The sequence below is a fragment of the Paenibacillus sp. An7 genome (assembly GCF_009870785.1).
In the GTDB taxonomy this organism is placed as follows: domain Bacteria; phylum Bacillota; class Bacilli; order Paenibacillales; family Paenibacillaceae; genus Paenibacillus.
Genome location: NZ_WTWX01000007.1, coordinates 140,312 through 164,394 on the forward strand (window position 1 = coordinate 140,312; position 24,083 = coordinate 164,394).

Here is a 24,083-nt window from a genome sequence, read left to right on the forward strand (position 1 = left end):
TTCTAATGAAAAAGAGGTCTTTGTTAGCTCGTCCTGTTGTGACATTACTTACTTGTATGACCCTGGTGGCACCAGCAATTGCGGGCTGTACAGCAGCCGAACCATCACAGCAGCAAGAGCGAGTATTGCGATTGGGAACGCTATATGGAAGTAATGATGATTCCTATTTCCGTCAGCAGTATACGGATGTGTTTGAAGTGTTAAATGATAATATAACGATTGAGATTGTCCCTGCCATTGATCAGACCGAGTATCAGTACTATGATTACACGCAAAAGGAACAGCCTGAACAGCCCGATCAACTTGAATCCGTGAAAAAGATGCTGACCGGGGATAATCCAGTAGACATTATTATTGGCGATGTAAGTACAATGAAGTCTTTGGTTCAGGAAAATATGCTTAAGCAGCTAGATCCCCTCATTGCCGAAGATAAATTTGATACAAGTGATATTGTACCGACAGTCCTGGACGGAATTAAAGATATAGGTGATAACAGTATCTATGCGCTAACTCCGACATTCTCTTCTTCTGCTTTATTTTATAACAAGGCGATCTTTCAGAAAGCAGGTGTAGAACCGCCCGTTGATGGATCCACGTGGGATGACATTTTTGATAAAGCGCGCCGTGTTACGAGTGGAGAAGGGAAAGACCAAATTTATGGGATATCCTTAAATCAATGGGGAAGTGATGCGTTCTATGATGCGCAGACCTATGCAGCTCCTCTGCAATTGCGTACTTACGACGATAAGGCGGAGAAGATGACAGTGGATAATGATTCATGGGAAAAAGTATGGTCAACTATCTCAAAGCTTTCTCGTGACAAAATTTTAGCGGGGCAAGATGCGATGAACAATAACTCGGGGTCACCTGAGGAATTTAATCCATTCCAAGGCAACTTGTTTATGGAAGGCCGTGCCGCGATGGTTATCGCTGATTATGGTTATGTAACCCGTCTGATCAATGACAATAAGTATGCAGAGAAGAACGAGAAATTTAATCCTATTGATTGGGATGTCGTGACTCCGCCCGTGCATCAAGAGAAACCTGGTGTTGGCGGCAACGTCTATCTCAGTAATTTAATGGCCATTAACAGCAGTGCTCAGAATCCAGATGACGCATGGGAATTTATTAAATTTCTAAATGGTGAAGAATGGGCAAAGATAAGAGCCAGAAGCAGTTACGAACTTGTGTCTCGGAAGAGTTATATTAAGCCAAAAGAAGGTTTGGATTATAATATCGGCGCATTTTATACCCTAAAACCAACTCCACCAGTTAATATGAATCAATACCAGCTGTATCAAAAAATGCCGAATCTGTGGCAAGTTGATCAAGTAGGACAGAAATATTTTAAACAAGTAATGGATAACAAAAAGACACCAAAAGAAGCACTGGCAGAATGGCAAAAAGAAGGGAATGAAATGTTGCTTAAGCTTCAAAAAGATCCAAAAGCCTCTTTTGAAGATAAATTGCAATAGGGAACATCTAGGAGAGATTACTTACCATGCTTATTATGAGGTGGGTTCGGAAATTGCTGGTTTGGCTATTGTGGGTGTTACTGATCGTGTTATTCCTTTTTAATCTCGTTATCTTGATTGCGATCGTGTTGATGGCCATTGCAGATTTTAAGGGACCGTCATAGAAGGGTAAGAAAATTATTAATAATAATATGTGTTTGAATATTTGATCTATAGCTCTGAGTAACAGCGATTTGCTGCTGCTCAGAGTTTTTTTATGGAGAGGGTTATTTCATATGAAAGAAGGGTATCCTGCTAAAGCAACTTTAAAATAGAGTAGTGTCAAAGGAAGATGACTCGGTTGAACTGGATCTATTATGCTAGACTATATGTATCAAAGTTCCAGGCAGGATGTCTGGCTAAACGGATGGAGCAAGACGGATGGATTTACGGTCATGATGATCCTAAGCAGGTTGAAGTATATCAATCTCGTAAAGGAAAATACGGTGTTCGATTTATTCCGTAAAAGGCCTTGACATTTCTATTACATATCGTGTATATTATTAGAGGTCGCTGTTTTAATTAACTAATTGACGCGGGGTGGAGCAGCTCGGTAGCTCGTCGGGCTCATAACCCGAAGGTCGCAGGTTCAAATCCTGCCCCCGCAATTGAAGTACCTACACAGCGCTTCAGCAACAATTACCTGATGTGTAATTGAAATGATCAGGGCCCTTAGCTCAGTTGGTTAGAGCGGTCGGCTCATAACCGATTGGTCGGGGGTTCGAGTCCCTCAGGGCCCATTATGGAGGAAAAGACCTCTTGCATTTCTGCAAGAGGTCTTTTCCTTTTTTTTATTTTTAAAACGTTGCATATGATTCTATTGAAATATGTCTTTAGTAGCAGGAATTTAGTCCTATATATCGAATATATATCTAGATTCAAGAAAGACGGAGGACTTTTATAATGGCTAGACGCAAAAGTAAAGTAAAAAAGCGGGAGGAGCTTATTCAGTCAACCTTTCTATTTGTAATCTTTGTAACGGGTTTTGGTACCTTTGTGATGACAAAATCAGTTTATTTATCTATCGTGGTAAGCCTTATATCTCTAGGTATTCTTATTGCTGTTTTAATTAATATTAAGTATCAGAGAATCAGACGACTCAAACGTTCAGGAATAGAGGATATTGATCAGATGAATGGGATTCAGTTCGAGAAATATCTAAGTCATCTGTTTGCTGTTCAGGGCTATAAGACTCAGGTTACGAAAGCTGCCGGGGATTATGGGCTGACCTGATTTTAGAGAAAGTGGGAAGCAAGATTGTTGTCCAAGCTAAGCGTTACAGTAATAATGTAGGAATCAAAGCGGTACAGGAAGCTAAGGCTGCTATTGCTTATTACGGGGCTGCAGAGGCGTGGGTAGTAACGAGTAGTGATTATACGGAGGCTGCACGTAACCTCGCTAGTTCGAATCGAGTGAAATTAATTAACCGAGATATGTTAATAGAGATGATCCTGGTAATGAAGGACAAGGGAGAGCCAATCCCTGAGCCAAGTGAAGTAATTAGTGATGTTCCAACCAAGGAATTTACGTGCCTGAGGTGTGGAAATCCTCTAGTACTGCGAAACAGTTCTAGAGGTTCTTTTTATGGCTGCAGCAGTTTTCCGAAATGTCGGTATATAAAGAAACATGAAGCGATATGAAAGATTTGCATTTCAGCACCGAAGCGAGTCAGCTAGTATAGCAGATCCTATATTGACTGCTACTTTAGTATTTACCAGCTATTACGAGTCAGTCCAGAAGCATAAGGAATAAATAACGCCAGCCTAGTCTTCAGTGATGGAAGAGTGGGTTGGTGTTTTTTTTGTAAAAATAAGGAGATTGCAAAGGAACACTTGTTCTTATATAATAAATGCAAACAAACGTTCTGGTGGGGTGATACATATGCCGCGTAAATATATTGGCAGGCAAGTGGAAATTGTATATTTAGATCGCCGTGGGAAGGTAACCCAGCGGAATATTGAAATTCATCAAATCCGTAATACGGGTGAACCTCGTACCTTTAATGAAGAGAACGTGCTGGCTTATCAGCCTGTACGAACGACAACAACACGAACAGCCTAAGGAGTTGAAGAGGATGTTACCTGATTTTGAGCGTAAACTATTGCGGATTTTAGTTAATTTTAGTGGGCAACGTGGCCGAATGCCAGAGGTCGCTGAATTAGAAATAAAAACGGGAAAGTCACGGTCTCAAATCCGCAAGGCACTTGCGGAACTGGAACGAAAACAGTTTATTGTATGGAAAGATAAGTCGAGTGCTCGTGGAATTCTTATTATTGAGGGTTGGGAACCTTTAGGAGAAAGCAATTATCTAGCACCGAGTATTGGACCGATTACACGTGGAAATGGACTCGACTACTGGACTCTATACTAGAGGTGAATATTTTTTATTTTATTTCATAAAATAACGAACAATCCAGGATATCACACTAAGAAGTACGCTGATGATGATACATGTAACCACTGGAAAATAGAAAGTGAAAATCCCTTTCTCCACATGAATATCACCAGGTAGACGTCCAATCGAGATAAATCTACCTACAAACATCCAAATGACGCCTGCTGCAATGAGTGCGATGCCTGCTATGATAAGCAGTTTTGGGATATTAGTCATTTCGAGCGTACCTCCCTTACCTTTTCTTTATTTGCTGCCTGTTCTCTTCTTAACATATCCATCAGCACCTATAAGATATGCAGAGATATCCTAGTCATTAATCTTAATAAAGATATACAAATAAATAAAGCCGGAAGAGTAACCTCCCGACTTTATTTCTATGATTTCGTTCAAATAGTTGCATTTAGCTTAGCGAGTACAAGTTTGAAAGGATTTTTTAGACCTTTTTATGCTTAGAATTCTCGTGACCTGTTCTACTTCCTCATAAGGGATCCACACAGGTCCGAATGTCGTACGAAGGATAAGACGAGAAGGGTGGTCGGTTTCGACCGGAAAGCCTGAGATCGTTTCCCCATTTTTACTTTTCACTATAATTTCCTGGTTTCGTTTGATGGCAATCGCCGCTTCTTTATTCATAAGCCTATTCTCCTATGCAGATCGTAATAAGTACATAATACAGGTCTTCGTGCATCTAAAAAAAGATACTTTGTACACATGCAGTTTATTTTCTCATCTACAAATAGTCTAACAGAACTAGTTCAATATTTCTACAAATATCCAAAAAGAATCTTAAAATTAAATTAAACGGCTTTTATGCTTTCTAAACAAAATATTGCATAAATGTTTATGTATTGTTTACAAAACAGCAGAAAGTTTAAGAATAGGACATAGATGGTTATAAGAAATGAAGAGGAGGTAAGATTAAGATGAATATACATGGCTTTTATATTATCTTCTTGGCGGTTATAATAGCTATTGGTGTTGGCGGGATGGCTTGGTGGATTCATTTAATAAGTAAGAAGAAAAGTTACAGGGAGGAATAATAGCTGCAAATGTGATTTCCTTAAAGTACGAGGGTCTGGACTACATAACTTATGAATGGTATGAACCCTTAACTTCACTTAATATTAACTACAACTAACGAACAACATGAAGGGAAGATAGAATGAATATTTTTAAATTATGTAAAATGACTGCTGTTTTGAGTTTTATGCTGATGATTGCTGCTTGTGGAACAAATGAGGTACAGGATACTTCAAGTCCTAATCAGACAATTCCTCAGGAAAATCAAGTGGAAGAAACCAACGATAAGGCTGTAGAAGAAGCAGAAGCAGCTGAAATAGATGATGAGGTAGTAGAAGAGGAGGTAGTAAAAGAAGATTTAGCTAGTGCAGAATCCAAAAATGAAGCGAGTGAGCAACTCTCTGCCTATCCATTTCTAGTATGGGCTGATGGAAGTACATTCAAGATTATTACAGAAGCAAACCTTCCTGATAAGTTAAAAGGAAAAAAACTTGGTGAAGTGACTTCCACACTCACAGATGAAGAAGTAGGGAATCTAGAGCAAGGCCAAACGTATGAAAAGCTGGATCGTGCGGATGGAGAGAGTAACTATTTGAAAAAGGGCTCAGCTATTTATCAACTTAAAAAAGCGAACACAAGTGAAGTAGTTCTCGTGGAAAATAACGGTTTACTCCATAAGGCTGTTCGGATTGGCAAGTAATGCTTAATTAGTAAAAGTGCATAAACAATAAATTTTTAAAACGTCCACGATCGTAGTGGGCGTTTTTTGTGTTTGTTTCCAATTATCTTTTATTGTATAAATCTGAAAAGCAATGATATAATCTTGTAGAAATTTGTTGTTTTATAAATTTATGTCTGCAATAATTGCATTAATATGAAAATACATTAAATGGTGTTGAGGAAAATGAACAATCTATTCGTGCGTTACAAAGCAGCATTTGGTTATACCTTGTTAACACTCCTTTTGATATTACAGCAGGCTGGGATTTTTATGCATGTTTCTCAGGAACAAGGTTTTACCGCAAGTGAACTTCTTATTAGCAGTCTGTCGCTGGTTGCTTTGTTACTTGGTTTTTTAGTTTCAGGAGGCATTACAGCGGTATGTGTCTTCGTCTTTATGGTAGCTTATTTTGTATGGCTTGTGACTCTAGCAGATAAGAATTGGATCACTTTGCAGTCTTTTCTATGGATTCCAGGAAGCATGGTTGTAGCATCCGTTATTCGAGAGGGTTTAATCCAGCAAAAACGCCTGGCTCAGCGAATGGAAGACCTCCGTTTGCGAAATCCAGATGTGGATTTTGATACAACGCTCGGAAATACAGAGGCTTTCAAGGATACGCTGATAAAACAGACAAATCTAGCGAATCGATATTCCGATCAATATCATTTTTGTATAGCGATCTTTAAGATTGAATTCCTGCCTTTAGTTCGTGAAACCCTTGGTTCAGGGGGATATGCAGAACTGCTCTTAGAACTATCAGATACAATTCAAACCCATATAAGATATGAAGATTATAAGTTTTATGTGGATAAAGGAAGGTTTATCGTTATCTTCCCTCTTACAAAGAAAGAGCACTTAAAATCGCTAACCGACCGAATTAAAAATGCACTCATGGACGTTAAGCTACTCAGCCGAAGAGATAAGGAGCTCAATCTCATTATTCGTTCCGGAGCCCTGGTTTTCTCAAAAGATCAATTTAACGAATATGAAGATTATGAAGCCGTACTCGCTGCTTTGGAACGGAATGCGGAGACTGATTTGATAGGTGAGTATATCTGATTGTTAATTTTAAGAAAGAATGGTGATGAAAATGTCTTATAACAGTTGGTTTGTCCCATTATGCATCTTTATAAGTATCGTTTTCGGAGTTGCTATTTTGTTTATTACGATTAATACGCTGATCTTGCGCAGAAAAACGATGAATAAATATAACCGGAGGAAAATCAGTGGGTGATTTCTTGCTCATACCAGCGATCATTAGTATCTGGATTTCAGTCTTTATATCGATTCTTATGATGATTGGCGCACAGCGTTTTATAATTAGGCAAAGTAAAAAAGAACTCGTTATACCTTCCATATCAGAACAGGCTCCCAAAGTTACGGTCATGGTTCCCGCCCATAATGAAGAGTTAGTTATACAAATGACGGTTGAACATATTCTTAGAATGAATTATCCGCATGATAAACTACAAGTTATTGTAATTGCGGACAACTGTACAGATAACACGGCTAAGAAGCTCTACGATCTTAAAAAACATCCCGATTATCAGTCAAGGGATTTTATGATTATGGAGAGAAAGGGGACGGGAGGTAAATCAGGGGCTCTGAATGATGCACTTTCTCATGCTACAGGGGAGTGGATTTGTATCTATGATGCAGATGCAGCTCCAGAGCGGAATGCACTTCTGTTTTTGGTCGATAAAGCATTAGAAGATCCGGAAACCTATGGAGCCGTATTCGGTCGTAATAAGGCTCGGAACAGAGCTCAGAATTTTTTGTCCAAATGTATAAATCTCGAACTTGTCACTGCGCAGCGAATTTATCACACAGGAATGTGGGAGTTATTTAAGCTTGGTACCATTCCAGGCACAAATTTTATTATAAAAACAGAATTGATTCGTGAAATCGGCGGTTGGGATGAAGATGCAATTACCGAAGATACCGCCATATCTTTTGACATTTTATCACGAGGTCAGCTCATAGCACTGGCACCACAGGCAGAAGCATATCAACAAGAGCCTGAAGATTTACGAGTTTACATGAAACAGCGCGAACGATGGGCCAAAGGAAATTATAGCGTTGTGATGGATCATATTCTCGAACTTTTTAAACCATCGACCAGCTGGAGGGTTAAAGTTCAGGTCCTTTATTATGGAACCAGCTATTTCTGGTTTTTACTTGCGATCCTTGTATCAGATGTTCTTTTTGTTATTAATGTGGTGTATCAGGTCTTATTTTTGTTTGGGATGGACGTCGTCATGCCATTTCAGTTCTCCTCTGATGTGTATATCTTTTTAATGATTGCATGGGCACTGATGTATTATTTGTACGTCCTTCAAATTAACTTGGCGCTTGCTACAGACTATGGACAAAGCAACACACGGAATTTCGTGCTGGCTTGTATTTCTTACTTTACGTATGCACAGCTTTTTCTTATTATTTCTCTCAAAGCATTCATCTCCATTTTTCTGGATAAAGTGTTTAAGCGAAAATCCAAATGGTATAAAACAGAGCGGTTTGGTTGATCGATCTGTAAGAGATAAGCTGGAATCTGATAAAAAGAGAGAGTGGTATGGGATTTTTCATTGAATTATATTTATCGGGCAACGGCAATAGTGATGATATGAAGACGTTTGGGCTCATGTTTATATACTATGCCGTTGTCACTATGCTGCTCCTTCACTTGATTTTGAAAAGAACCCATGAACAAATATCGATGATACGATTCATATCTGGAACCTTACTTTTGTATATCATGGCAATTATGCTGTTAGACCCCGTTCTTATCATGATAAGCGGGCTAGGTAAGGTGGTGCAGAGTCCTGGTGCCGGTTTGCTGGCGATATTTCTTGTCATGCTGCCTATTGTGGTTTTTTTCTTCTATCTTATTAATGTCTTTATATATCGGACAAGAGATATATGGAAAGTAATAACCTTGTTTATGGCGACTCAGCCTCTAGTAGCATTTCTTTTTCTGATTCTATTGACGGTAGGAAGTTTTTTTTGTTTCATCTAATCATTTTAGATCTGTTAATTTGTAGGTTTTATGATGATGAATATTATTTTTAAAAAAATGTTGTATAAAATTTATAATCATGTTATAATCAATTTCGCAGGATTTTTTGAAGTTTAATAGCACTTAGATAATTCAAAAAATCGGTGTATATGCGCAAGATAAGCGCTATATATGCCGGGGTGGCGGAATTGGCAGACGCACAGGACTTAAAATCCTGCGGTAGGTGACTACCGTACCGGTTCGATCCCGGTCCTCGGCATCTTATATGTATAAGCTGGCTCCTTAGCGGAGACCAGCTTATTTTTTTATAAGTTTCCATTTACTCTTACTGCGAAAGGAAGATACTCCATGTTCTATAATGATTGGGATACTATTTTACACAATGAGATGAACAAGGAATATATACAAGAGCTTCGCAATGCACTTATAGTAGAATATAAAACAGAGCATGTATTTCCACCGAAAGAGGAAATATTTAATGCACTAAAGTTAACTTCTTATTCGGATACCCGAGTGGTTATTCTTGGACAAGATCCTTATCATGGACAAGGTCAAGCGGAAGGACTGAGCTTTTCGGTCAAAAAAGGGGTTAGGATTCCTCCTTCTTTACGGAACATTTATAAAGAGCTGCATGCAGATCTTGGGACACCTATTCCTTCCCATGGTTCACTTACACATTGGGCAGAAGAAGGGGTATTATTATTAAATAATGTATTAACTGTACGAGAGGGTCAGCCTAATTCACACAAGGGTCTTGGATGGGAACGATTCACAGATGCTGTCATTGAGAAAATAAATGAGCGAAATCAGCCGGCTGTATTTATGCTATGGGGAAACCATGCTCAGAAAAAAGGAGCCTTTATTGACCGTTCTCGTCATTTGGTGATTGAATCTTCGCATCCTAGCCCGCTTGCCGCTCGTCATGGTTTTATAGGAAGCAGACCTTTTTCAAAAGCGAATCAATTTCTGGAATCTAAAGGAATGAAGACCGTCGATTGGGTCATTCCGGAAAGTTAGAAAGGAGGGTGAATGATGCAACACTGGATTGGTCGCAGGGTGATCGTAGACCGAATGGATGGTCATAAAGACCCTGTACAAGGAATACTGCTCAAATGGGATGACGAAGCTCAGTTAGTGGTGGTGGGTGCCAAACGAATCAAGATTCCTTTTGCTCAGATTGCAAGAATTCACGCTCTTCCTGAGGACGCACATGGACGTGGGAAACGGAAAGCACGTTCTTCATTACATTCGGTAGGTTATATTATGAGACAGCCGCTCCAATTTGATAATGCCATTTATTTTCGATCAGCAGTTACGATTTGGAAAGGCCCTAAATTGATTGCTTATCGAGCAGTCATTACATCCCATGATGAAACTTTTGTAGAGCTGGAGAATGGACAGAAATTAGAAAAAGACCTATATACCTTTGTCGTGCGATCTCGTCGAGGTCATCGGTAAATGTGCAATTTTTATGTTATTTTCAGGTTATTATTATGTTATTTTAAGGATGGTTTTTTATAATAGCAACCGTATTCCCCCCTTTAAATATGGTATATACGAAAAACTCGCCGGCTGCAAACGGTGAGTTTTTTGTTGTCCTATATCCTCCAGTTACATTGTCGAATAAGTTTTTTTGCTGAAGGGGAATCTATAATCGCAACCAAAACTTATCTGGAGGTGTATGACTGTTATGAAAAAACAAATGGCAACCATGCTCGCAGCAGCAAGTATCTCTATGGCTATTGCAGTCCCAGCTATGGCTGAAAGCAGTCACATGAAAACCAATTCTACAACGAATCAGGTTAATGAGACAAAGGGCCATTATGATTCAAAAAGCTACAATGATTCTCATTCAGGAGGATACTCCAACATGTCTCGTACCCGTAACATGAATGAGAACATGTATAACACAAATGGCTATAATGGATATGGTACTGGTACAGGAACGTATGGTACAAACAGCGTAAATGCTCGTTCTACAACAAGTCATGGTAACTGGGGATGGCTTGGTCTTCTCGGTTTGTTTGGTTTAGCTGGTATGCGCCGTGAAAAGCATGAAGGCAAGCCACACCACGCAAAATAAAGAAGGACATGATTTAGAGAAAGTTTTATAACCAAATTAGACTTCTGCCCTGCCACATTCCGGCTTTGATCATATATTATCTCATACCTTAGTGATAAGGAGGAGACGACAATGAGCGAAGCATACGGTTATGGTTTCGGTGGAGGATACGGCGGTGGATGGACATCAATTGGAGCAATCCTTGTTCTTTTCATCCTGTTGGTTATTATTTCTAAAACAATTCTTTACTAAGCAATAGAAAGAGGGCACCGGTTAATAGCTGGTGCTCTTTTTTTTTGTGAGGACTGTGATTTATCCGTATGTTTTGGTTTATATATACATAGCAAGATGGATGAATGAAAGGGAAGGATGAATCATAGTGGAACAAGAAGACTTAGAGGTATGGGAAAGAGAAATCAGCAGCCGCGTCGAATATCTGGAACAGGAAGCTGAAAAACTGGAACAGCGGATTAAAAAAGCAGAATACAAAGACAACATAATGAGTAGTGCAATGAACAAGTTTGCTGATGATGAAGCTCAGGTCGATTTTATCAAACACAATTACCTGAATGAATCTAATGAAACCGTAAAATCGCTAAACGAAGAGTATGGAGTAATCATAAAAGAACTGAAATTTCAAAATGCGGTGCTACAGCAAATTGGACAAGTGAATGCAGCACTAAGGGAGGAGGAAGACTAAACTGTTCGGCTTTTTCTGATATACTTTCCATAGCTTGAAAATAAAAAGACTGTAGGCGCTAGTCTAGGCTAGTTCGCCTGCAGTCTGAGTTAAGATCATGAAGGTAAGGCATTTTACATAGAAGACTATTCTACAACAGCATTGTTAAGGACATTTATATTGAAGTTGGCGGAGGAATCAGTCAGCCTTCTTCTTGGTTTAATTCAAGTATGCGAACAATGCGATCAGTAATCTGTCCAAGAAATGTGAAGACCCTACCGTCGTGTGAACTGAACCCTATTAAGTAGACAGTTTAAAAAAAAGGATGTGCCGCTATTTAAGCGGCAATGAGATGGCTTCGGTAGGCTACCGGAGTCATCTTTTTTAATGTCCATTGCTTTCTTGTATTGTTATAGTGGTCCATGTAATCATCAACCATTCGTCTAAGTTCTACTATACTGGTAGCTTGTTTATAAGGTATTTCGTCTTTCATGTGTCCAAAGAAGGATTCCATCGGTGCGTTATCTAGGCAGTTTCCTCTTCGCGACATGGATTGTAGGAATCCCATCCTCTTTACACGAGTCTGGTACTCTGGGTGGGTGTAATGAAAACCTTGATCTGAGTGAATCATGGCTTCTGGATGTAGTCGATTCCCAATAAAGTCTTCTAATTTGCTTAACGTTCGATAGACAATTTCCATCCGTAAACTCGTTGAAAGTTCATAAGCGACAATTTCCCGTGTCGCCACATCTTTTACACAAGATAAATAAGCCGTTTTACCACCCTGAATTTGCAAGTAAGTAATGTCGGTTACGAATGTTTTCCCAGGCTCCTCTTGGTTGAACTGACGTTTTAAGTGGTTTGGTACCTGGCGGTGAGCTTCTGTAGCTTTGGCTAACGTTCGATAAGGATTTGCTCTTCGTACTTTGGCAAAGAAGTGAAACTTGCGCATTAAACGTAAGATTTTTTTATGATTCATGGGCTGACCGGCTTTTTCAGCAACTTTCATATACAAACCACGATAACCAATTTTCCCATTAGCTTGATCATAAATTTCTTTTAGAAAGAGATAATCTTGAAAATCTGATTCTTCACTGAGGGCTCGTTTTTCTCCGTTTTGAAGCCACTTGTAATAGCCACTAGGACTTACTTTAGCCACTTCACATAAGTAACGGACCATGTTTTTCAATTGATACTGCCGAATCGTTTCATTGATGACTTGGTATTTCTCTCGAGCTGTTAACGACGATTCTTCTTCGCCTGCCTTTCTAACTCGTCTAGCTTTTTTAGTAAAGACAACTCCGCCTCTAGCAGCCGAATACGCGCTTCTGCTTGGGCTAATTTCCTTTCTGCGGAGGCATTTTCTTTCTTAGGACGTCCTTTACTGCCTTTTCCTCGACGTTCTTCAAAAAAACCATTTTCTCCATAGGTTTGAAATGTTCTGCGCCAACGATCTAAAGCACTTCGTGCTTTACTTAGGCCAATCACCTTCAAATCAAATCCAGCTTCTGTGAAAATTTCTGCCGGTCCTTTGCCAGCTTGGTTTTGTTTAACCGCTAGTAGTTTGAAGTCAGGGGTATATTGAATCGTCCGATCTGTCACGATTCTAACATTTGGATTGGCCTCTAATTGTCTTTGTTGGTGTTCATTAAAGATAATCTTACTCATGAAAAATACTCCGTTCTAAAAAATTGTAATGTTAGTATAACGGGACTTTTCTATAAAGAAAATAGAAAAACCCCGAATGGAGTCACTTTTTTTAAAGTGTCTACCATTCGGGGTTCAGTTCAATAGCCGAAACCCTCTTTATTTTGTAACAACGTACAGTTGTTTGACCCTTAATTCGTCCACCAACGTTTAAAGTGATTCCACCAAGAATCATCTCGGTCATTTTGAATTTCTTCTTCTCCGTTTGAACCCGGTTTTGCTTCATGTTCATCGCAGTATTCCGTAGGTTCTGTACCGCGGACAAACACTTCAAGTCTACGGCTTTCACAGTTCTCCCCGGCAAGTTTTCCGGTAGAAGGATCGATATAGACACTAACCACTTCTTCAGGAACAGGGAATATTTTCGGCGGAACATTTTCGAGCGCTTTTTCCATATATTCTGCAAAAATAGGAGCGGCTCTTCGGCTTTCAGAAGTAGTAATCTCCTGATTATTATCATATCCTACCCATACTGCTGTTGATAATTCGGGTGTATAGCCAACAAGCCAAGCATCTGAACTGGTGGTGCCTGTTTTTCCGGCAACCGGTCTCTTGATCTTATCTGCTACCCGGTGAGCGGTTCCGCCTGTATCAAAGACACTTTCGAGCAGACTTGTTACTACATAAGCAGAAGCAGTGTCGACTACTTGTTCAGGGGTCTGTTCCGGCACTTTGTAGACAATTCGGTCTGCTGCATCCGTAATTTTCAGCACAGCTATAGGGGCATTGCGAAGTCCCTCATTAGCGAGAACTGAATAAGCGGACGCCATCTCAAAAGGACTGACAGGCGATGTCCCCAGCGCCAGCGATGGTACGGGATTAAGTGAACTTGTAATCCCGAGTTTTTTGGCCATTTCAATAACAGGGTCTGTTCCGATTTGCATTAGAGTACTCACCGCATAAATATTATCAGAGACCGCAATTGCTTTTCTCATATCAATGGGTCCAAGATATTTATCACCAAAGTTTTTTGGCTCATACGTTTTACGATCATTATCGTACTTGAACACAGTCGGTTTACTATCAAATTGCGAGATAGCGGTCATCTGCTTTGATGAAATGGCAGCCAAGTACATAATCGGTTTAAAAGAGGATGCAGGCTGCCTATTATCCGCTAGTGCATGGTTGTACTGACTGGTGTTATAGTCTGTGCCTCCGACCATGGCCTTTACATATCCATTTCTTGGATCAACGGATACTAAACCTACTTCAAGATCACTTTCCTTACCCATTCCGTTAGCGATCGCATCTTCAGCAGCATCTTGCATCTTCATATCTAGGGTGGTGTAAATGTTAAGACCGCCATGTTCCAATTTGGCTGAATCAATCCCCAGATCATTAACAACTACGTTCCTTATATAGTCTCGGAAATAGGAGGCTTTTTCATTTGTCTTTGGCTGACTTTTCGGCTTGATATCAAGCATTTCATTATAAGCCTCATCAGCTTCCTCTTGCGTAATAGATCCGGTAGTGACCATTGAATTCAGTACAACCTTTTGACGATCTTTCGCCTTCTTCATATTGTTGTAGGGAGAATAATAGGTCGGTCCTTTTGGAATGCCGGCAAGCATTGCACTTTCCGCTAAATTTAAATCGGCTGCAGACTTGCCAAAATACATTTGCGCTGCGGATTCAATACCATAAGCACCATGGCCGTAATAGATTTCGTTAAGATACATTTGTAAAATTTCATCTTTGGTGTACTTCATTTCAAGCTGTGCTGTGTATATAGCCTCTTTAATTTTACGAGACCATGTTTTCTCATGAGACAGATACAAGTTTCTTGCCAGCTGCTGTGTGATCGTACTAGCCCCTTGGGACATGTTCATCTCTTTTATATTAACGAGAATGGCACGAGCCACTCCTTTCCAGTCAAACCCATAGTGTGAATAAAACTTTCGATCTTCTACCGAGATGGTAGCCTGGGTAAGAGTAGGTGCAACTTGGTCTAACTTGACGGGAATTGAATCCTTCCCTTCGGGAGAGAATGTGGCGATAACTTCACCATCTATATCAAAAAGCCTGGAGTTATGGTCATTATCTGCAAGAGGAAGACTAGTCGCATATAGATAGACAAGAAGTATAACAGCAAATATCAGACCCAGTACGGTTAGTCCTGCTAACCACTTCAGAATCTTTTTGGTGCGAGAATATTGCGTTTTTGACTGATCTGTAGATTCTGGCATCACATAGGTCTCCTTTCAAAAAAACTGCCTTATATTCCATTATGGGAATACAATTCATCCATTATTCACGATTTGTACAGATTCTTTACACAGGTATTTAGGGTAAAGGTTAACATAAAGTCTAGTTCATGCTAACTCTGCTCTACGACTTTTGGATTCTTTATTTTACATAGGGGGTGTACTTGTGTACTTGATTCATGCGGCCATACTGCTCCCCATTCTAGCAGGAGTTGGGATAGCGTTTATGAAACGTTTGTCTCGCAGCTTCCACTTGGGCTGGGCGGTTCTAACCATCCCGCTTGTCCTACTGATTTACTTTCTGAGCTTAATTCCACAAATAAGTAACCGAAATTTGATTAGTGAATCGCTAGATTGGATGCCATCCCTTGGGATTAACTTCACCATTTTATTGGATGGGTTAAGCTTACTGTTAGCGCTGCTTATTACTGGTATTGGCTCTTTGGTTGTACTGTATTCCATTTATTATATGAAGCAGGATCAAGCTTTGCATCGTTTCTATCTATATCTGCTCCTTTTTATGGGTGCCATGCTTGGTGTCGTTCTTTCAGATAATATGATGGTTTTGTATGGGTTCTGGGAACTAACCAGTATTGCTTCTTTTTTACTTATCGCTTTTCATCACAAGAAAGAGGCGTCAATCCGCGGCGCGAGTAAGTCATTCCTGATTACTGTTTTTGGTGGATTCTCCATGTTAACTGGATTTATCTTACTGTATCTGATCAGCGGATCTTACAGCATTCGGGAGACGATCGCATCTGTATCTAATATTGCAGAGCATCATCTATTTGTTCCTGCTCTTATTTTAATCTTAATAGGAGCTTTCACCAAATCAGCGCAGTTTCCGTTCCATGTTTGGCTGCCTGATGCAATGGAGGCCCCAACACCCGTTAGTGCATACTTGCACTCGGCAACCATGGTCAAAGCAGGAATTTATATTGTTGCCAGGTTTACACCTGTTTTTGGCGGAGAAGCCACTTGGTTTTGGATCATTTCTTTGGTGGGGACGATATCAATGGTTTATGGTGCACTGATTGCCATAAAGAAAACAGATTTAAAGGCAATCTTGGCCTATTCCACTATATCGCAGCTGGGGCTAATTATGTCTTTGTTTGGACTAGGATCAGCCGCACTCTACTTTGGTTATGGCGCAGAGTCCTTGCTTTATACCACAGCTACAATGGCAGGATTACTTCATTTGTTCAATCATGCACTGTTTAAAGGCTCCCTATTTATGATGGCAGGGATTGTAGATCATGAGACCGGTACACGTGATATCCGGAAACTTGGCGGGTTAATTACCGTTATGCCGTTTACGTTTACCGTTGCGCTGATCGGTACCTTTTCTATGGCCGGCCTGCCGCCATTTAATGGATTTGTCAGTAAGGAGATGTTCTTCAAAGCCACACTTGAAGCAGCAGACTTTTCTATATTTAGCCTTGGCACATGGGGGATTATTTTTCCTGTACTTGCCTGGATCGGTAGTGTAATGACGTTTATCTACTCGCTCGTTATTGTGTTTCGTACCTTCCTTGGTAAGAACAAAACAGATATTCCACTCCAAAAGCTGCATGAAGCTCCAATTGGAATGTTGATTCCTCCCCTTATTCTTGTATCTATGGTATTAATCACCGGTATTTATCCCGATATTTTATCCTCGTCGATTATAGAACCGGCAATGGCTTCCGTACTATCTCCACTCCTCGCTGAAGGGGAACGGTTTGATGTCCATTTGTATCTCTGGCACGGTGTCACTCCAGAATTATGGATGACGGCAGGAGTCATTGTACTGGGTGTTATCTCTTATAAATTGCTGCCTCGCTGGAAAACGGTTTATGAAGATTATATCCCTGTGTATACCGTTAATAAGTTTTATAATGCTGTATTTCGTGCATTGCATCGATTTTCTAAACGTTGGACACAAACTTATATGAATGGTTCGGTTCGGAACTATCTCATCTATATCTTTGTGTTTATGATTGTGTTGATCAGCTACGGTTTCTATCATGCAACGAATATTGAATGGAATTTCAGTGGATATGATTCCTTTAAGTTATACGAAACCATTTTACTTGTTGGTCTCGTCGTTACAGCAATCTGTATACCCTTTGCTAAACATCGCTTATCGGCTGTTATTTTAACAGGAGCAGTTGGTTATCTGGTTAGTTTGTTCTTTGTGTTATTCCGTGCACCAGACCTCGCCTTGACCCAGATGGTTGTGGAGACTGTATCCGTAGCACTGTTTCTGTTGTGCTTTTATCATCTTCCTGAACTTACGCCGAAATCGAGCATGAAATATAAGTCTATAAACCTGATTGTTTCTATTGGTGTGGGTATTATTATCATGCTGATTGCTCTCGCTGCTAGCGGAACCATACAGCTTGAAACCATATCTGAGTTCTACACGGCGGAAAGTTACAACCTAGCAGGCGGAAAAAATATTGTGAATGTACTGCTGGTCGATTTTAGAGGTTTTGATACATTACTTGAAATTATGGTCTTAGGCGTAGCAGCACTTGCTATTTATTCCATGATTAATCTCAACATGAATGGCAAAGACTTGGGATCTTCTCATCATACAATCGCAAAGGAGAAGCACGAATCAACGGAGGAAGAGAAAAGTAACTCGAATCCAGAGAGTTGGAACAGTGTTTCACTTCGCAGTAACGATGTGTTCCTGCAGATGAGTACTAAAATTATCGTGTTTATCATCCTTATCTTTGCGCTCTATCTTTTCTTTGCGGGACATCATCAACCAGGCGGAGGCTTTATTAGTGGACTGGTTACCGCATCCGCTCTCGTTCTTTTAGCCATTGCGTTTAATACAGATACTCTTCGCCGGATTCTACCCGTAGATTATCGTACAGTTATCGCCTGTGGGCTCTTAATCTCTTTGGCAACAGCGGCTGGTTCCTTTGTCTTTGACTTACCATTTATGAGTCAGGCATTTGGATATTTTGATATTCCTTTGCTGGGAGAAGTGGAATTAACGACTGCTACCCTATTTGAGACTGGGGTGTTTATGGCTGTCTTGGGTGTCACCATGACGATCATCTTACAGATCGGGGAGGACCGTTAGTTATGGAAATTATTATGAGTGTTACCGTAGGTATTCTATTTGCTATAGGAGTGTATTTAATTCTTTCAAGGAGTTTGCTTCGTCTTGTACTAGGTCTTTCCTTGTTAACCCATGGTGTACATTTACTCCTGATGACCATGGCCCGTCTAAAGACGGGAGCACCTCCCCTTTTAGGAGAGAAGGCCGAGAATTACGTAGATCCACTGCCACAGGCATTAATTCTAACCTCCATAGTTATTAACTTTGGACTTTTGGCATTCTTTTTCGTCCTTGCGTATCGCTCCTATCTGAAGTTAAAAACGGACGATATGGAAGAAGTAAGGGGGCCGAAATATGAATAATGTGGTTGTTCTTCCCATCTTCTTGCCTGTACTCACCGGAATTTTGCTCGTTTTCTTTATGAAATCTGTCCGGATGCAGCGCCTGATTAGTGGAATTGGTTCGATTGCTACGCTCCTGGTTACGGCTTTCTTATTTTATACGGTGTCCACATCAGGGCTTCAGCTTCTTAATATGGGGGGATGGGCAGCTCCCTACGGCATTGTATTTGTTGCAGATACACTCGCTTCATTATTAGTGTTGGTGTCTTCCATTATTTCAGTCGCCTGTACTTTTTATGCTTTTCAAAGCATTACAGAAGAGCGGGAGAAACATCACTTCTATGTATTTTTTCAATTCTTAATGGCGGGTGTAAATGGATCTTTTCTAACAGGTGATCTATTTAATTTGTTTGTTTGCTTTGAGCTGATGCTGATTTCCTCTTATGCGCTTTTGGTACTGGGCAATACAGAACGTCAGCTTAGAGAGTCACTGAAATATGTACTTATTAATATGGTTTCGTCATCTTTACTAGTAGTTGCTATTGGGTATCTGTATTCTGTGACAGGGACCATTAATATGGCCCATCTGTCTGTACGAGTGGCTGAAGTAGGTCAAGATGGAATTTTAGGGGTCATTGCTTTATTGTTTTTGCTTATCTTCAGCATTAAAGCAGGTCTGTTTCTCTTTTTCTGGTTATCTGGATCGTACGCAGCTCCGCCGGCTCTTGTCACTGCCTTATTCGCTGGTCTGCTGACCAAAGTAGGTTTATATGCCATCGTAAGGGTATTCACGTTAATCTTTTATCATGATCTGCAATTTACAAATGCTATTATTGGCTGGATGGCAGGAGCGACAATGTTGCTCGGCGTTATTGGAGCGATCGCTTATAAGGACGTGAACAAAATACTTGTCTACAATGTCGTAGCGGGTGTAGGATTTGTTGCTTTTGGTATGGCAGCTGGCAATAAGCTGGCACTTGAGGGTCTCATGTTTTATCTCATACATGACATGATTATCAAATCACTGCTCTTTTTGCTCGGAGGAGCACTCATTGCTGCTGCGGGTACATCTAATTTGAACAATATGGGTGGGATGATTAAGAAATACCCTTTACTCGGCTGGATGTTCTTTGTTACAGCACTTGCTCTTGCCGGAGTACCGCCGCTTAGTGGATTTCCAGGTAAACTGATGTTGTTTGAAGGAGGACTTGATGCAGGTCTTTATGGGCTTACAGCCATTGCTGTTATTGCAAGTTTTATTATGCTGTACTCTGTGCTGCGGGTGTTCATTTATGCATTTTGGGGCAGGGATAAAACAATTCATGGAGGGACAACACAGATTTCTGTAAACAAGTTGCTTGTTCCGTCAGGGTTCCTGTTTATTCTGATTATTGGAATAGGAATATTTGCTGAAGTTCTTTATCCTGCACTCTCAACAGCAGCACACGTACTCATAGACCCTAATCTTTATATTAATAACGTAATGAAGGAGTGGTGATCGATGGCACGACAAATCGTACTTAATTTGATCATCGCCTTCTTATGGATGCTTTTGAATCAATCCTGGACTGGAGCCGGTTTCGTAACGGGATATGTATTAGGTCTATTCATTATTGGAATATTCCGGCGCTTTTTTCCCACTCCGTTTTATATTATCCGTATTTGGGCTGTGATCAAGCTGCTGAAATTGCTTCTCGTCGAACTGTTCCGCTCGTCATTTCAGGTGATTGGCGCCATACTGAAGCCGAAGCTGGATATTACCCCAGGTACGTTTAAGTATCGGACGGAGCTGACTTCGGACTTTGAAATCATGCTTTTATTTCTATTTATCTCCTTAACACCGGGAACGCTTGCGCTGGAAATTTCAAAAAACAAACGCACCTTATATATCCATGCTTTTAACATGTCTGAAGAAGAGGAAATGGTTTCAAGCATCCGGGATTCCTTTGAAAAAGCCATAATGGAGGTGACGAGATAATGCTGCAAGTCATTCTAAATATTTCTTTGCTTCTATTAGGTATCTCAATAATCGGTTGTCTATATCGGATATTAAAAGGTCCTTCAATGGCAGATCGAATTACTGCACTCGACACGATAGGAATTCAGCTCATAGGAAGTGTGGCGGTTCTCTCCATGCTGCTTCATACACAGGCTTACGTAGATATTATTTTGCTTATAGGCATCTTGGCTTTTATTAGTACAGTCGCCTTTGCAAGATTTATCGAGAGGGGGGTCGTACTCGAAAATGATGACGATCTTTAGTATACTCATCGGGCTCTTAGTTCTGTTTGGTTCCATCATCAGTGTGCTGAGCGCCTTTGGACTCATTCGACTTCCAGATGTTTATCTCCGTGCTCATGCTGCAACAAAGAGTACAACACTTGGGATTTTGTGCATCCTTTTTGGAAGTTTCTTGTTTTTCATTGTATATGACGGGTATATAAGTGCAAGGCTCCTTCTAGGTATTCTGTTTGTGTTTATGACAGCTCCTGTTGCCGGTCATCTTAATGCTAGGGCAGCCTATCGTACAGACGTCCCGCTGTGGAAAGGGACCGTTCAAGATGCACTAGCTCCTGTTCTTCGAGGGAAGAAGCGTATTCTAGCAGAGGAAGAAGAAGTATCAGTGGATGAAAAAGATGAATAAAAAGGCCAATAAAAAGGCGAATAAAAAGATGCAGAGTGATATTCTTCACAATTTCTTTACAGTTATTTCTGGTTTAACGTATAATGCAAAAGTGCATTTATAGGTATTTACGTTTAGTACAATATTAGAAGTGAAACGGAATTCATACTGGTGCGAGCCAGGAACGTCTTTTCCATATCGCTTCGTAAACGCTGTTTACGATGGAAAACTCCAGCTGAGCTGGCCTAAATTACAGGGAACCCTTCCTATATAGGGCCATTTTACGGCGATCATATGACGGCTGAACACTTATTCTAATCGAGAGAAGGTAGTTAACGATGGAATTGTGGTTTACGGAGAAACAAACTGAAGATTTTGGTATTACAATGAAGATTAAAGAGACTTACGTAAGTGAGAAGACAGATTTTCAGGATTTAGCTATGGTAAAAACCGAAGAGTTCGGCAACATGCTTTTGCTTGATGGTATGGTAATGACAACAGAAAAAGACGAATTCGTATATCATGAAATGGTTGCGCATCCGGTTCTATATACACATCCAAACCCAGAACAGGTTCTTGTTGTTGGCGGCGGAGACGGCGGAGTGATTCGTGAAGTATTAAAACACCCGCAGGTGAAAAAGGCAGTTCTGGTTGATATCGATGGAAAAGTTATTGAATATTCCAAAAAATATTTGCCAAGCATTGCGGGTGGGCTAGAAAATCCTCGTGTTGAAGTGCTTGTAAACGATGGTTTCATGCACATTCATGATCATAAGAATACTTATGACGTTATTATGGTAGATTCCACTGAACCAGTGGGTCCTGCAGCAAATCTTTTTACGCGTGGATTCTATCAAGGAATTTATGAAGCTTTAAAAGAGGATGGAATTTTTGTTGCTCAAACGGACAATCCTTGGTTTAAGGCAGATTTAATTCAAAGTGTAAATAAAGATGTGAAGGAAGTATTCCCGATTGTTCGAGTATACACTGCGAATATTCCAACCTATCCAAGTGGACTGTGGACGTTTACTATGGGAAGCAAGAAATATGATCCGCTTGAAGTGGATGAGAGTGCAATTCCGGAAATGGATACAAAATACTATACACCGCGTCTTCACAAAGCAGCATTCGTGTTGCCTAAATTTGTAGAAGATTTGATTAAATAGAGGAGGTCTTTTACAGATGAAGCTTGATCAAGCCTATTCAGGCAACGTGTTTATTTGCAGTTCCGAAGATTATGAGGGAGCTAAAGCTGTAATTTATGGCATGCCTATGGATTACACGGTAAGTTTCCGCCCAGGTTCTCGTTTTGGCCCGGCACATATTCGTCAGGCTTCAGTTGGACTGGAGGAGTATAGTCCTTATCTCGATAAAAGCATTGTAGATATGAATTATTATGATGCAGGAGATTTATTGCTTCCTTTTGGTAATGCAAGCCGCAGTCTCGATGTGATTCGTGAATATGTGGAAGGTTTGCTTGCAGATGATAAAATTCCAGTTGGTCTAGGCGGAGAACATCTTGTGACTTGGCCGGTAATTGAAGCAACGTATAAAAAATATCCTGATCTTGCGATCATTCATATTGATGCTCATGCTGATCTTCGTGATCAGTATGAAGGGGAGCCGCTCTCCCACTCTACTCCAATTCGTAAAGCTGCTGAGCTTATGGGTGGAAAGAATATCTATCAATTTGGTATTCGTTCTGGTTCAAGAGAAGAGTTCCAGTATGCACGTGAGCATATTAACTTCCATCCGTTCGATGTGGCCGAGCCGTTGAAGAAAGAACTTCCTTCTATGGGTAATCGACCTGTCTATGTCACCATTGATATTGACGTGCTTGATCCTTCTGCAGCACCGGGAACGGGTACAGCGGAAGCGGGCGGAATTACTTCTAAAGAACTGTTGGAAGCAATTCATGCGATTGCTGACTCAAATGTAAATGTGGTAGGTTTTGACGTGGTAGAAGTAGCTCCAATCTATGATCCTACACAGCAGACGCCGATTGTGGCAGCGAAGCTTCTTCGTGAGATGCTGCTTGGATTTGTGAAGTAAACGATTTGTTTTCAAATCTTTATTAAATACGCAGATAAGAGATCTCCGTAAAGAATACACCCTTTAAACCTCCTGATTTTTTATTAGTCAGAGATTTAAGGGGTGTTTTTATGCGTGCCGAGCACATATTCCTTGTTTCCTACCGAGAATCAGGTTCTTTTTGTAGCTGCAGGCAGGATTTAAATTTGAACAATATCGGTAAACTATATAGAATATATAAAAGATGAATGAAGAAAGTACGCCTATGAATAGATGGGAGAAGAAAAAGATGTCAGTATGGAGTCCTGTCAAACTCCAAATTCACAGTGTCGCTGATGGTGAGAAAGTAAATCAGCAGGTTGTGGGTGAAGCTTTACGGAAAGGTAATGCCTTATATATACGTTATGAGGAAGAAGAACAGCTGCCTGGAAGTAAACCTATTCGTAACACGGTGAAGATAACAGACCATAGTGTAAAGCTGATTCGGCACGGCGGTGTAGAATCAGAGCAAACATTTGAACAGGGGAAAAGGCTGCCCGGTTTTTATCGTTCACCTTTTAGTTCCTTTGCTTTATCTACCGATACGAAAGAGCTGTCCTTATCCTTGTCGAATTTATCGGGGAAGATTTCGTTCAGCTATGATTTATATGTATTTGAGGAACAATCAGGACAATTGTCTATTAGTATAGAAATTCAGGAGGATCAATAAAAT

28 protein-coding genes, 3 tRNA genes and 1 pseudogene are annotated in these 24,083 nt (G+C 40.3%); 28 read left to right on the forward strand and 4 right to left on the reverse strand.

Annotation, left to right across the window (positions count from 1 at the left end):
- Positions 1 to 5 precede the first annotated feature (5 nt).
- The 9 genes and pseudogenes from GQY27_RS11075 (at position 6) to GQY27_RS11105 (ending at position 3,885) form a co-directional block, all read left to right on the forward strand.
- Positions 6 to 1,475 (forward strand): ABC transporter substrate-binding protein, encoded by a 1,470-nt coding sequence (locus GQY27_RS11075; RefSeq protein WP_160034279.1) that lies wholly within the window; start codon positions 6 to 8, stop codon positions 1,473 to 1,475.
- A 26-nt stretch (positions 1,476 to 1,501) separates the two neighbouring features.
- Positions 1,502 to 1,639 carry a hypothetical protein gene (locus GQY27_RS11080; protein WP_160034281.1) on the forward strand — a complete coding sequence of 46 codons (138 nt, stop codon included), beginning with the start codon at positions 1,502 to 1,504 and terminating at the stop codon, positions 1,637 to 1,639.
- 176 nt (positions 1,640 to 1,815) lie between these two features.
- Entirely contained in the window at positions 1,816 to 1,980 is a 165-nt protein-coding gene (locus GQY27_RS21500) for a hypothetical protein (RefSeq protein WP_191798927.1), read from the forward strand.
- Positions 1,981 to 2,048: 68 nt separating this feature from the next.
- A tRNA-Met gene (locus GQY27_RS11085) sits at positions 2,049 to 2,122 on the forward strand.
- A gap of 58 nt (positions 2,123 to 2,180) precedes the next feature.
- Positions 2,181 to 2,254, forward strand: a tRNA-Ile gene (locus GQY27_RS11090).
- Positions 2,255 to 2,645: 391 nt separating this feature from the next.
- A pseudogene (locus GQY27_RS21715) lies at positions 2,646 to 2,905 on the forward strand (restriction endonuclease); the annotation flags it as partial.
- A gap of 66 nt (positions 2,906 to 2,971) precedes the next feature.
- Entirely contained in the window at positions 2,972 to 3,154 is a 183-nt protein-coding gene (locus tag GQY27_RS21720; RefSeq protein WP_236570566.1) for a topoisomerase DNA-binding C4 zinc finger domain-containing protein, read from the forward strand.
- Between the two features lie 241 nt (positions 3,155 to 3,395).
- Positions 3,396 to 3,575, forward strand: a complete 180-nt coding sequence (locus tag GQY27_RS11100) for a hypothetical protein (protein WP_160034283.1) — start codon at positions 3,396 to 3,398, stop codon at positions 3,573 to 3,575.
- A gap of 13 nt (positions 3,576 to 3,588) precedes the next feature.
- Complete coding sequence (locus tag GQY27_RS11105) at positions 3,589 to 3,885, forward strand: helix-turn-helix domain-containing protein (RefSeq protein ID WP_201450719.1); 297 nt, start codon at positions 3,589 to 3,591, stop codon at positions 3,883 to 3,885.
- 18 nt (positions 3,886 to 3,903) lie between these two features.
- On the opposite strand, the gene GQY27_RS11110 is transcribed toward GQY27_RS11105, so the two are convergent.
- Together GQY27_RS11110 and GQY27_RS11115 are read right to left on the reverse strand one after the other, a co-directional pair.
- On the reverse strand, positions 3,904 to 4,125 hold the full coding sequence (locus GQY27_RS11110; protein WP_160034285.1) for a DUF2905 domain-containing protein: 222 nt from the start codon (positions 4,123 to 4,125) through the stop codon (positions 3,904 to 3,906).
- 189 nt (positions 4,126 to 4,314) lie between these two features.
- Positions 4,315 to 4,542, reverse strand: coding sequence for a hypothetical protein (locus GQY27_RS11115; RefSeq protein ID WP_160034287.1), 228 nt, complete (start codon positions 4,540 to 4,542; stop codon positions 4,315 to 4,317).
- A 529-nt stretch (positions 4,543 to 5,071) separates the two neighbouring features.
- On the opposite strand from GQY27_RS11115, the gene GQY27_RS11120 reads away from it, so the two are divergent.
- The 10 genes from GQY27_RS11120 to GQY27_RS11160 all read left to right on the forward strand — a co-directional run bounded on the left by GQY27_RS11120 (position 5,072) and on the right by GQY27_RS11160 (position 11,428).
- The gene (locus GQY27_RS11120) at positions 5,072 to 5,629 is read left to right on the forward strand and encodes a hypothetical protein (RefSeq protein ID WP_160034289.1); all 558 of its coding nucleotides are present in this window, start codon (positions 5,072 to 5,074) and stop codon (positions 5,627 to 5,629) included.
- A gap of 204 nt (positions 5,630 to 5,833) precedes the next feature.
- Positions 5,834 to 6,709 carry a diguanylate cyclase domain-containing protein gene (locus GQY27_RS11125; RefSeq protein ID WP_160034291.1) on the forward strand — a complete coding sequence of 292 codons (876 nt, stop codon included), beginning with the start codon at positions 5,834 to 5,836 and terminating at the stop codon, positions 6,707 to 6,709.
- Between the two features lie 167 nt (positions 6,710 to 6,876).
- Complete coding sequence (locus GQY27_RS11130) at positions 6,877 to 8,175, forward strand: glycosyltransferase family 2 protein (RefSeq protein ID WP_160034293.1); 1,299 nt, start codon at positions 6,877 to 6,879, stop codon at positions 8,173 to 8,175.
- Between the two features lie 47 nt (positions 8,176 to 8,222).
- Positions 8,223 to 8,666, forward strand: a complete 444-nt coding sequence (locus GQY27_RS11135; protein WP_160034295.1) for a hypothetical protein — start codon at positions 8,223 to 8,225, stop codon at positions 8,664 to 8,666.
- 173 nt (positions 8,667 to 8,839) lie between these two features.
- Positions 8,840 to 8,925: transfer RNA gene (locus GQY27_RS11140), tRNA-Leu, on the forward strand.
- Positions 8,926 to 9,014: 89 nt separating this feature from the next.
- On the forward strand, positions 9,015 to 9,683 hold the full coding sequence (locus tag GQY27_RS11145; protein ID WP_160034297.1) for a uracil-DNA glycosylase: 669 nt from the start codon (positions 9,015 to 9,017) through the stop codon (positions 9,681 to 9,683).
- 12 nt (positions 9,684 to 9,695) lie between these two features.
- Entirely contained in the window at positions 9,696 to 10,124 is a 429-nt protein-coding gene (locus GQY27_RS11150) for an LSm family protein (protein WP_160034299.1), read from the forward strand.
- Positions 10,125 to 10,356: 232 nt separating this feature from the next.
- The gene (locus GQY27_RS21725; protein ID WP_160034301.1) at positions 10,357 to 10,749 is read left to right on the forward strand and encodes a WGxxGxxG family protein; all 393 of its coding nucleotides are present in this window, start codon (positions 10,357 to 10,359) and stop codon (positions 10,747 to 10,749) included.
- Between the two features lie 111 nt (positions 10,750 to 10,860).
- Positions 10,861 to 10,980 (forward strand): YjcZ family sporulation protein, encoded by a 120-nt coding sequence (locus GQY27_RS21730; RefSeq protein ID WP_236570562.1) that lies wholly within the window; start codon positions 10,861 to 10,863, stop codon positions 10,978 to 10,980.
- A gap of 127 nt (positions 10,981 to 11,107) precedes the next feature.
- Positions 11,108 to 11,428, forward strand: a complete 321-nt coding sequence (locus GQY27_RS11160) for a hypothetical protein (RefSeq protein ID WP_160034303.1) — start codon at positions 11,108 to 11,110, stop codon at positions 11,426 to 11,428.
- A 316-nt stretch (positions 11,429 to 11,744) separates the two neighbouring features.
- Here the strand turns inward: GQY27_RS11160 and GQY27_RS11165 are convergent.
- Positions 11,745 to 13,075, reverse strand: a protein-coding gene (locus GQY27_RS11165; RefSeq protein WP_160034305.1) for an IS3 family transposase whose coding sequence is annotated in 2 segments (ribosomal slippage) — positions 11,745 to 12,697 and positions 12,697 to 13,075 — 1,332 coding nt in all. Because the reading frame shifts where the segments join, the coding sequence is not laid out codon by codon here.
- 170 nt (positions 13,076 to 13,245) lie between these two features.
- Positions 13,246 to 15,300: a transglycosylase domain-containing protein gene (locus GQY27_RS11170; RefSeq protein WP_160034307.1), complete on the reverse strand. Its 2,055-nt coding sequence runs from the start codon at positions 15,298 to 15,300 to the stop codon at positions 13,246 to 13,248.
- A gap of 184 nt (positions 15,301 to 15,484) precedes the next feature.
- Here GQY27_RS11170 and GQY27_RS11175 point away from each other — a divergent pair, with 184 nt between their 5' ends.
- The 9 genes from GQY27_RS11175 to GQY27_RS11215 all read left to right on the forward strand — a co-directional run bounded on the left by GQY27_RS11175 (position 15,485) and on the right by GQY27_RS11215 (position 24,080).
- Positions 15,485 to 18,397, forward strand: a complete 2,913-nt coding sequence (locus GQY27_RS11175) for a Na+/H+ antiporter subunit A (protein WP_160034309.1) — start codon at positions 15,485 to 15,487, stop codon at positions 18,395 to 18,397.
- Positions 18,398 to 18,399: 2 nt separating this feature from the next.
- Positions 18,400 to 18,738 (forward strand): Na(+)/H(+) antiporter subunit C, encoded by a 339-nt coding sequence (locus tag GQY27_RS11180; RefSeq protein WP_160034311.1) that lies wholly within the window; start codon positions 18,400 to 18,402, stop codon positions 18,736 to 18,738.
- Positions 18,731 to 20,215: a Na+/H+ antiporter subunit D gene (locus GQY27_RS11185; RefSeq protein ID WP_160034313.1), complete on the forward strand. Its 1,485-nt coding sequence runs from the start codon at positions 18,731 to 18,733 to the stop codon at positions 20,213 to 20,215. Before GQY27_RS11180 ends, GQY27_RS11185 begins: the two co-directional genes overlap by 8 nt.
- A gap of 3 nt (positions 20,216 to 20,218) precedes the next feature.
- Entirely contained in the window at positions 20,219 to 20,695 is a 477-nt protein-coding gene (locus GQY27_RS11190; protein ID WP_160034315.1) for a Na+/H+ antiporter subunit E, read from the forward strand.
- Entirely contained in the window at positions 20,695 to 20,979 is a 285-nt protein-coding gene (locus tag GQY27_RS11195) for a Na(+)/H(+) antiporter subunit F1 (protein ID WP_160034317.1), read from the forward strand. The genes GQY27_RS11190 and GQY27_RS11195 overlap by 1 nt, the downstream gene beginning before the upstream one ends.
- A complete protein-coding gene (gene mnhG, locus GQY27_RS11200; protein ID WP_160034319.1) occupies positions 20,963 to 21,361 on the forward strand; it encodes a monovalent cation/H(+) antiporter subunit G in 399 nt (132 codons plus the stop codon). Before GQY27_RS11195 ends, mnhG begins: the two co-directional genes overlap by 17 nt.
- Positions 21,362 to 21,678: 317 nt before the next feature.
- Positions 21,679 to 22,506, forward strand: a complete 828-nt coding sequence (gene speE / locus GQY27_RS11205) for a polyamine aminopropyltransferase (protein WP_160034321.1) — start codon at positions 21,679 to 21,681, stop codon at positions 22,504 to 22,506.
- A gap of 16 nt (positions 22,507 to 22,522) precedes the next feature.
- Positions 22,523 to 23,392: an agmatinase gene (speB, locus tag GQY27_RS11210; RefSeq protein ID WP_160034323.1), complete on the forward strand. Its 870-nt coding sequence runs from the start codon at positions 22,523 to 22,525 to the stop codon at positions 23,390 to 23,392.
- A gap of 268 nt (positions 23,393 to 23,660) precedes the next feature.
- Positions 23,661 to 24,080 (forward strand): YwiB family protein, encoded by a 420-nt coding sequence (locus GQY27_RS11215; protein ID WP_160034325.1) that lies wholly within the window; start codon positions 23,661 to 23,663, stop codon positions 24,078 to 24,080.
- Positions 24,081 to 24,083 lie beyond the last annotated feature (3 nt).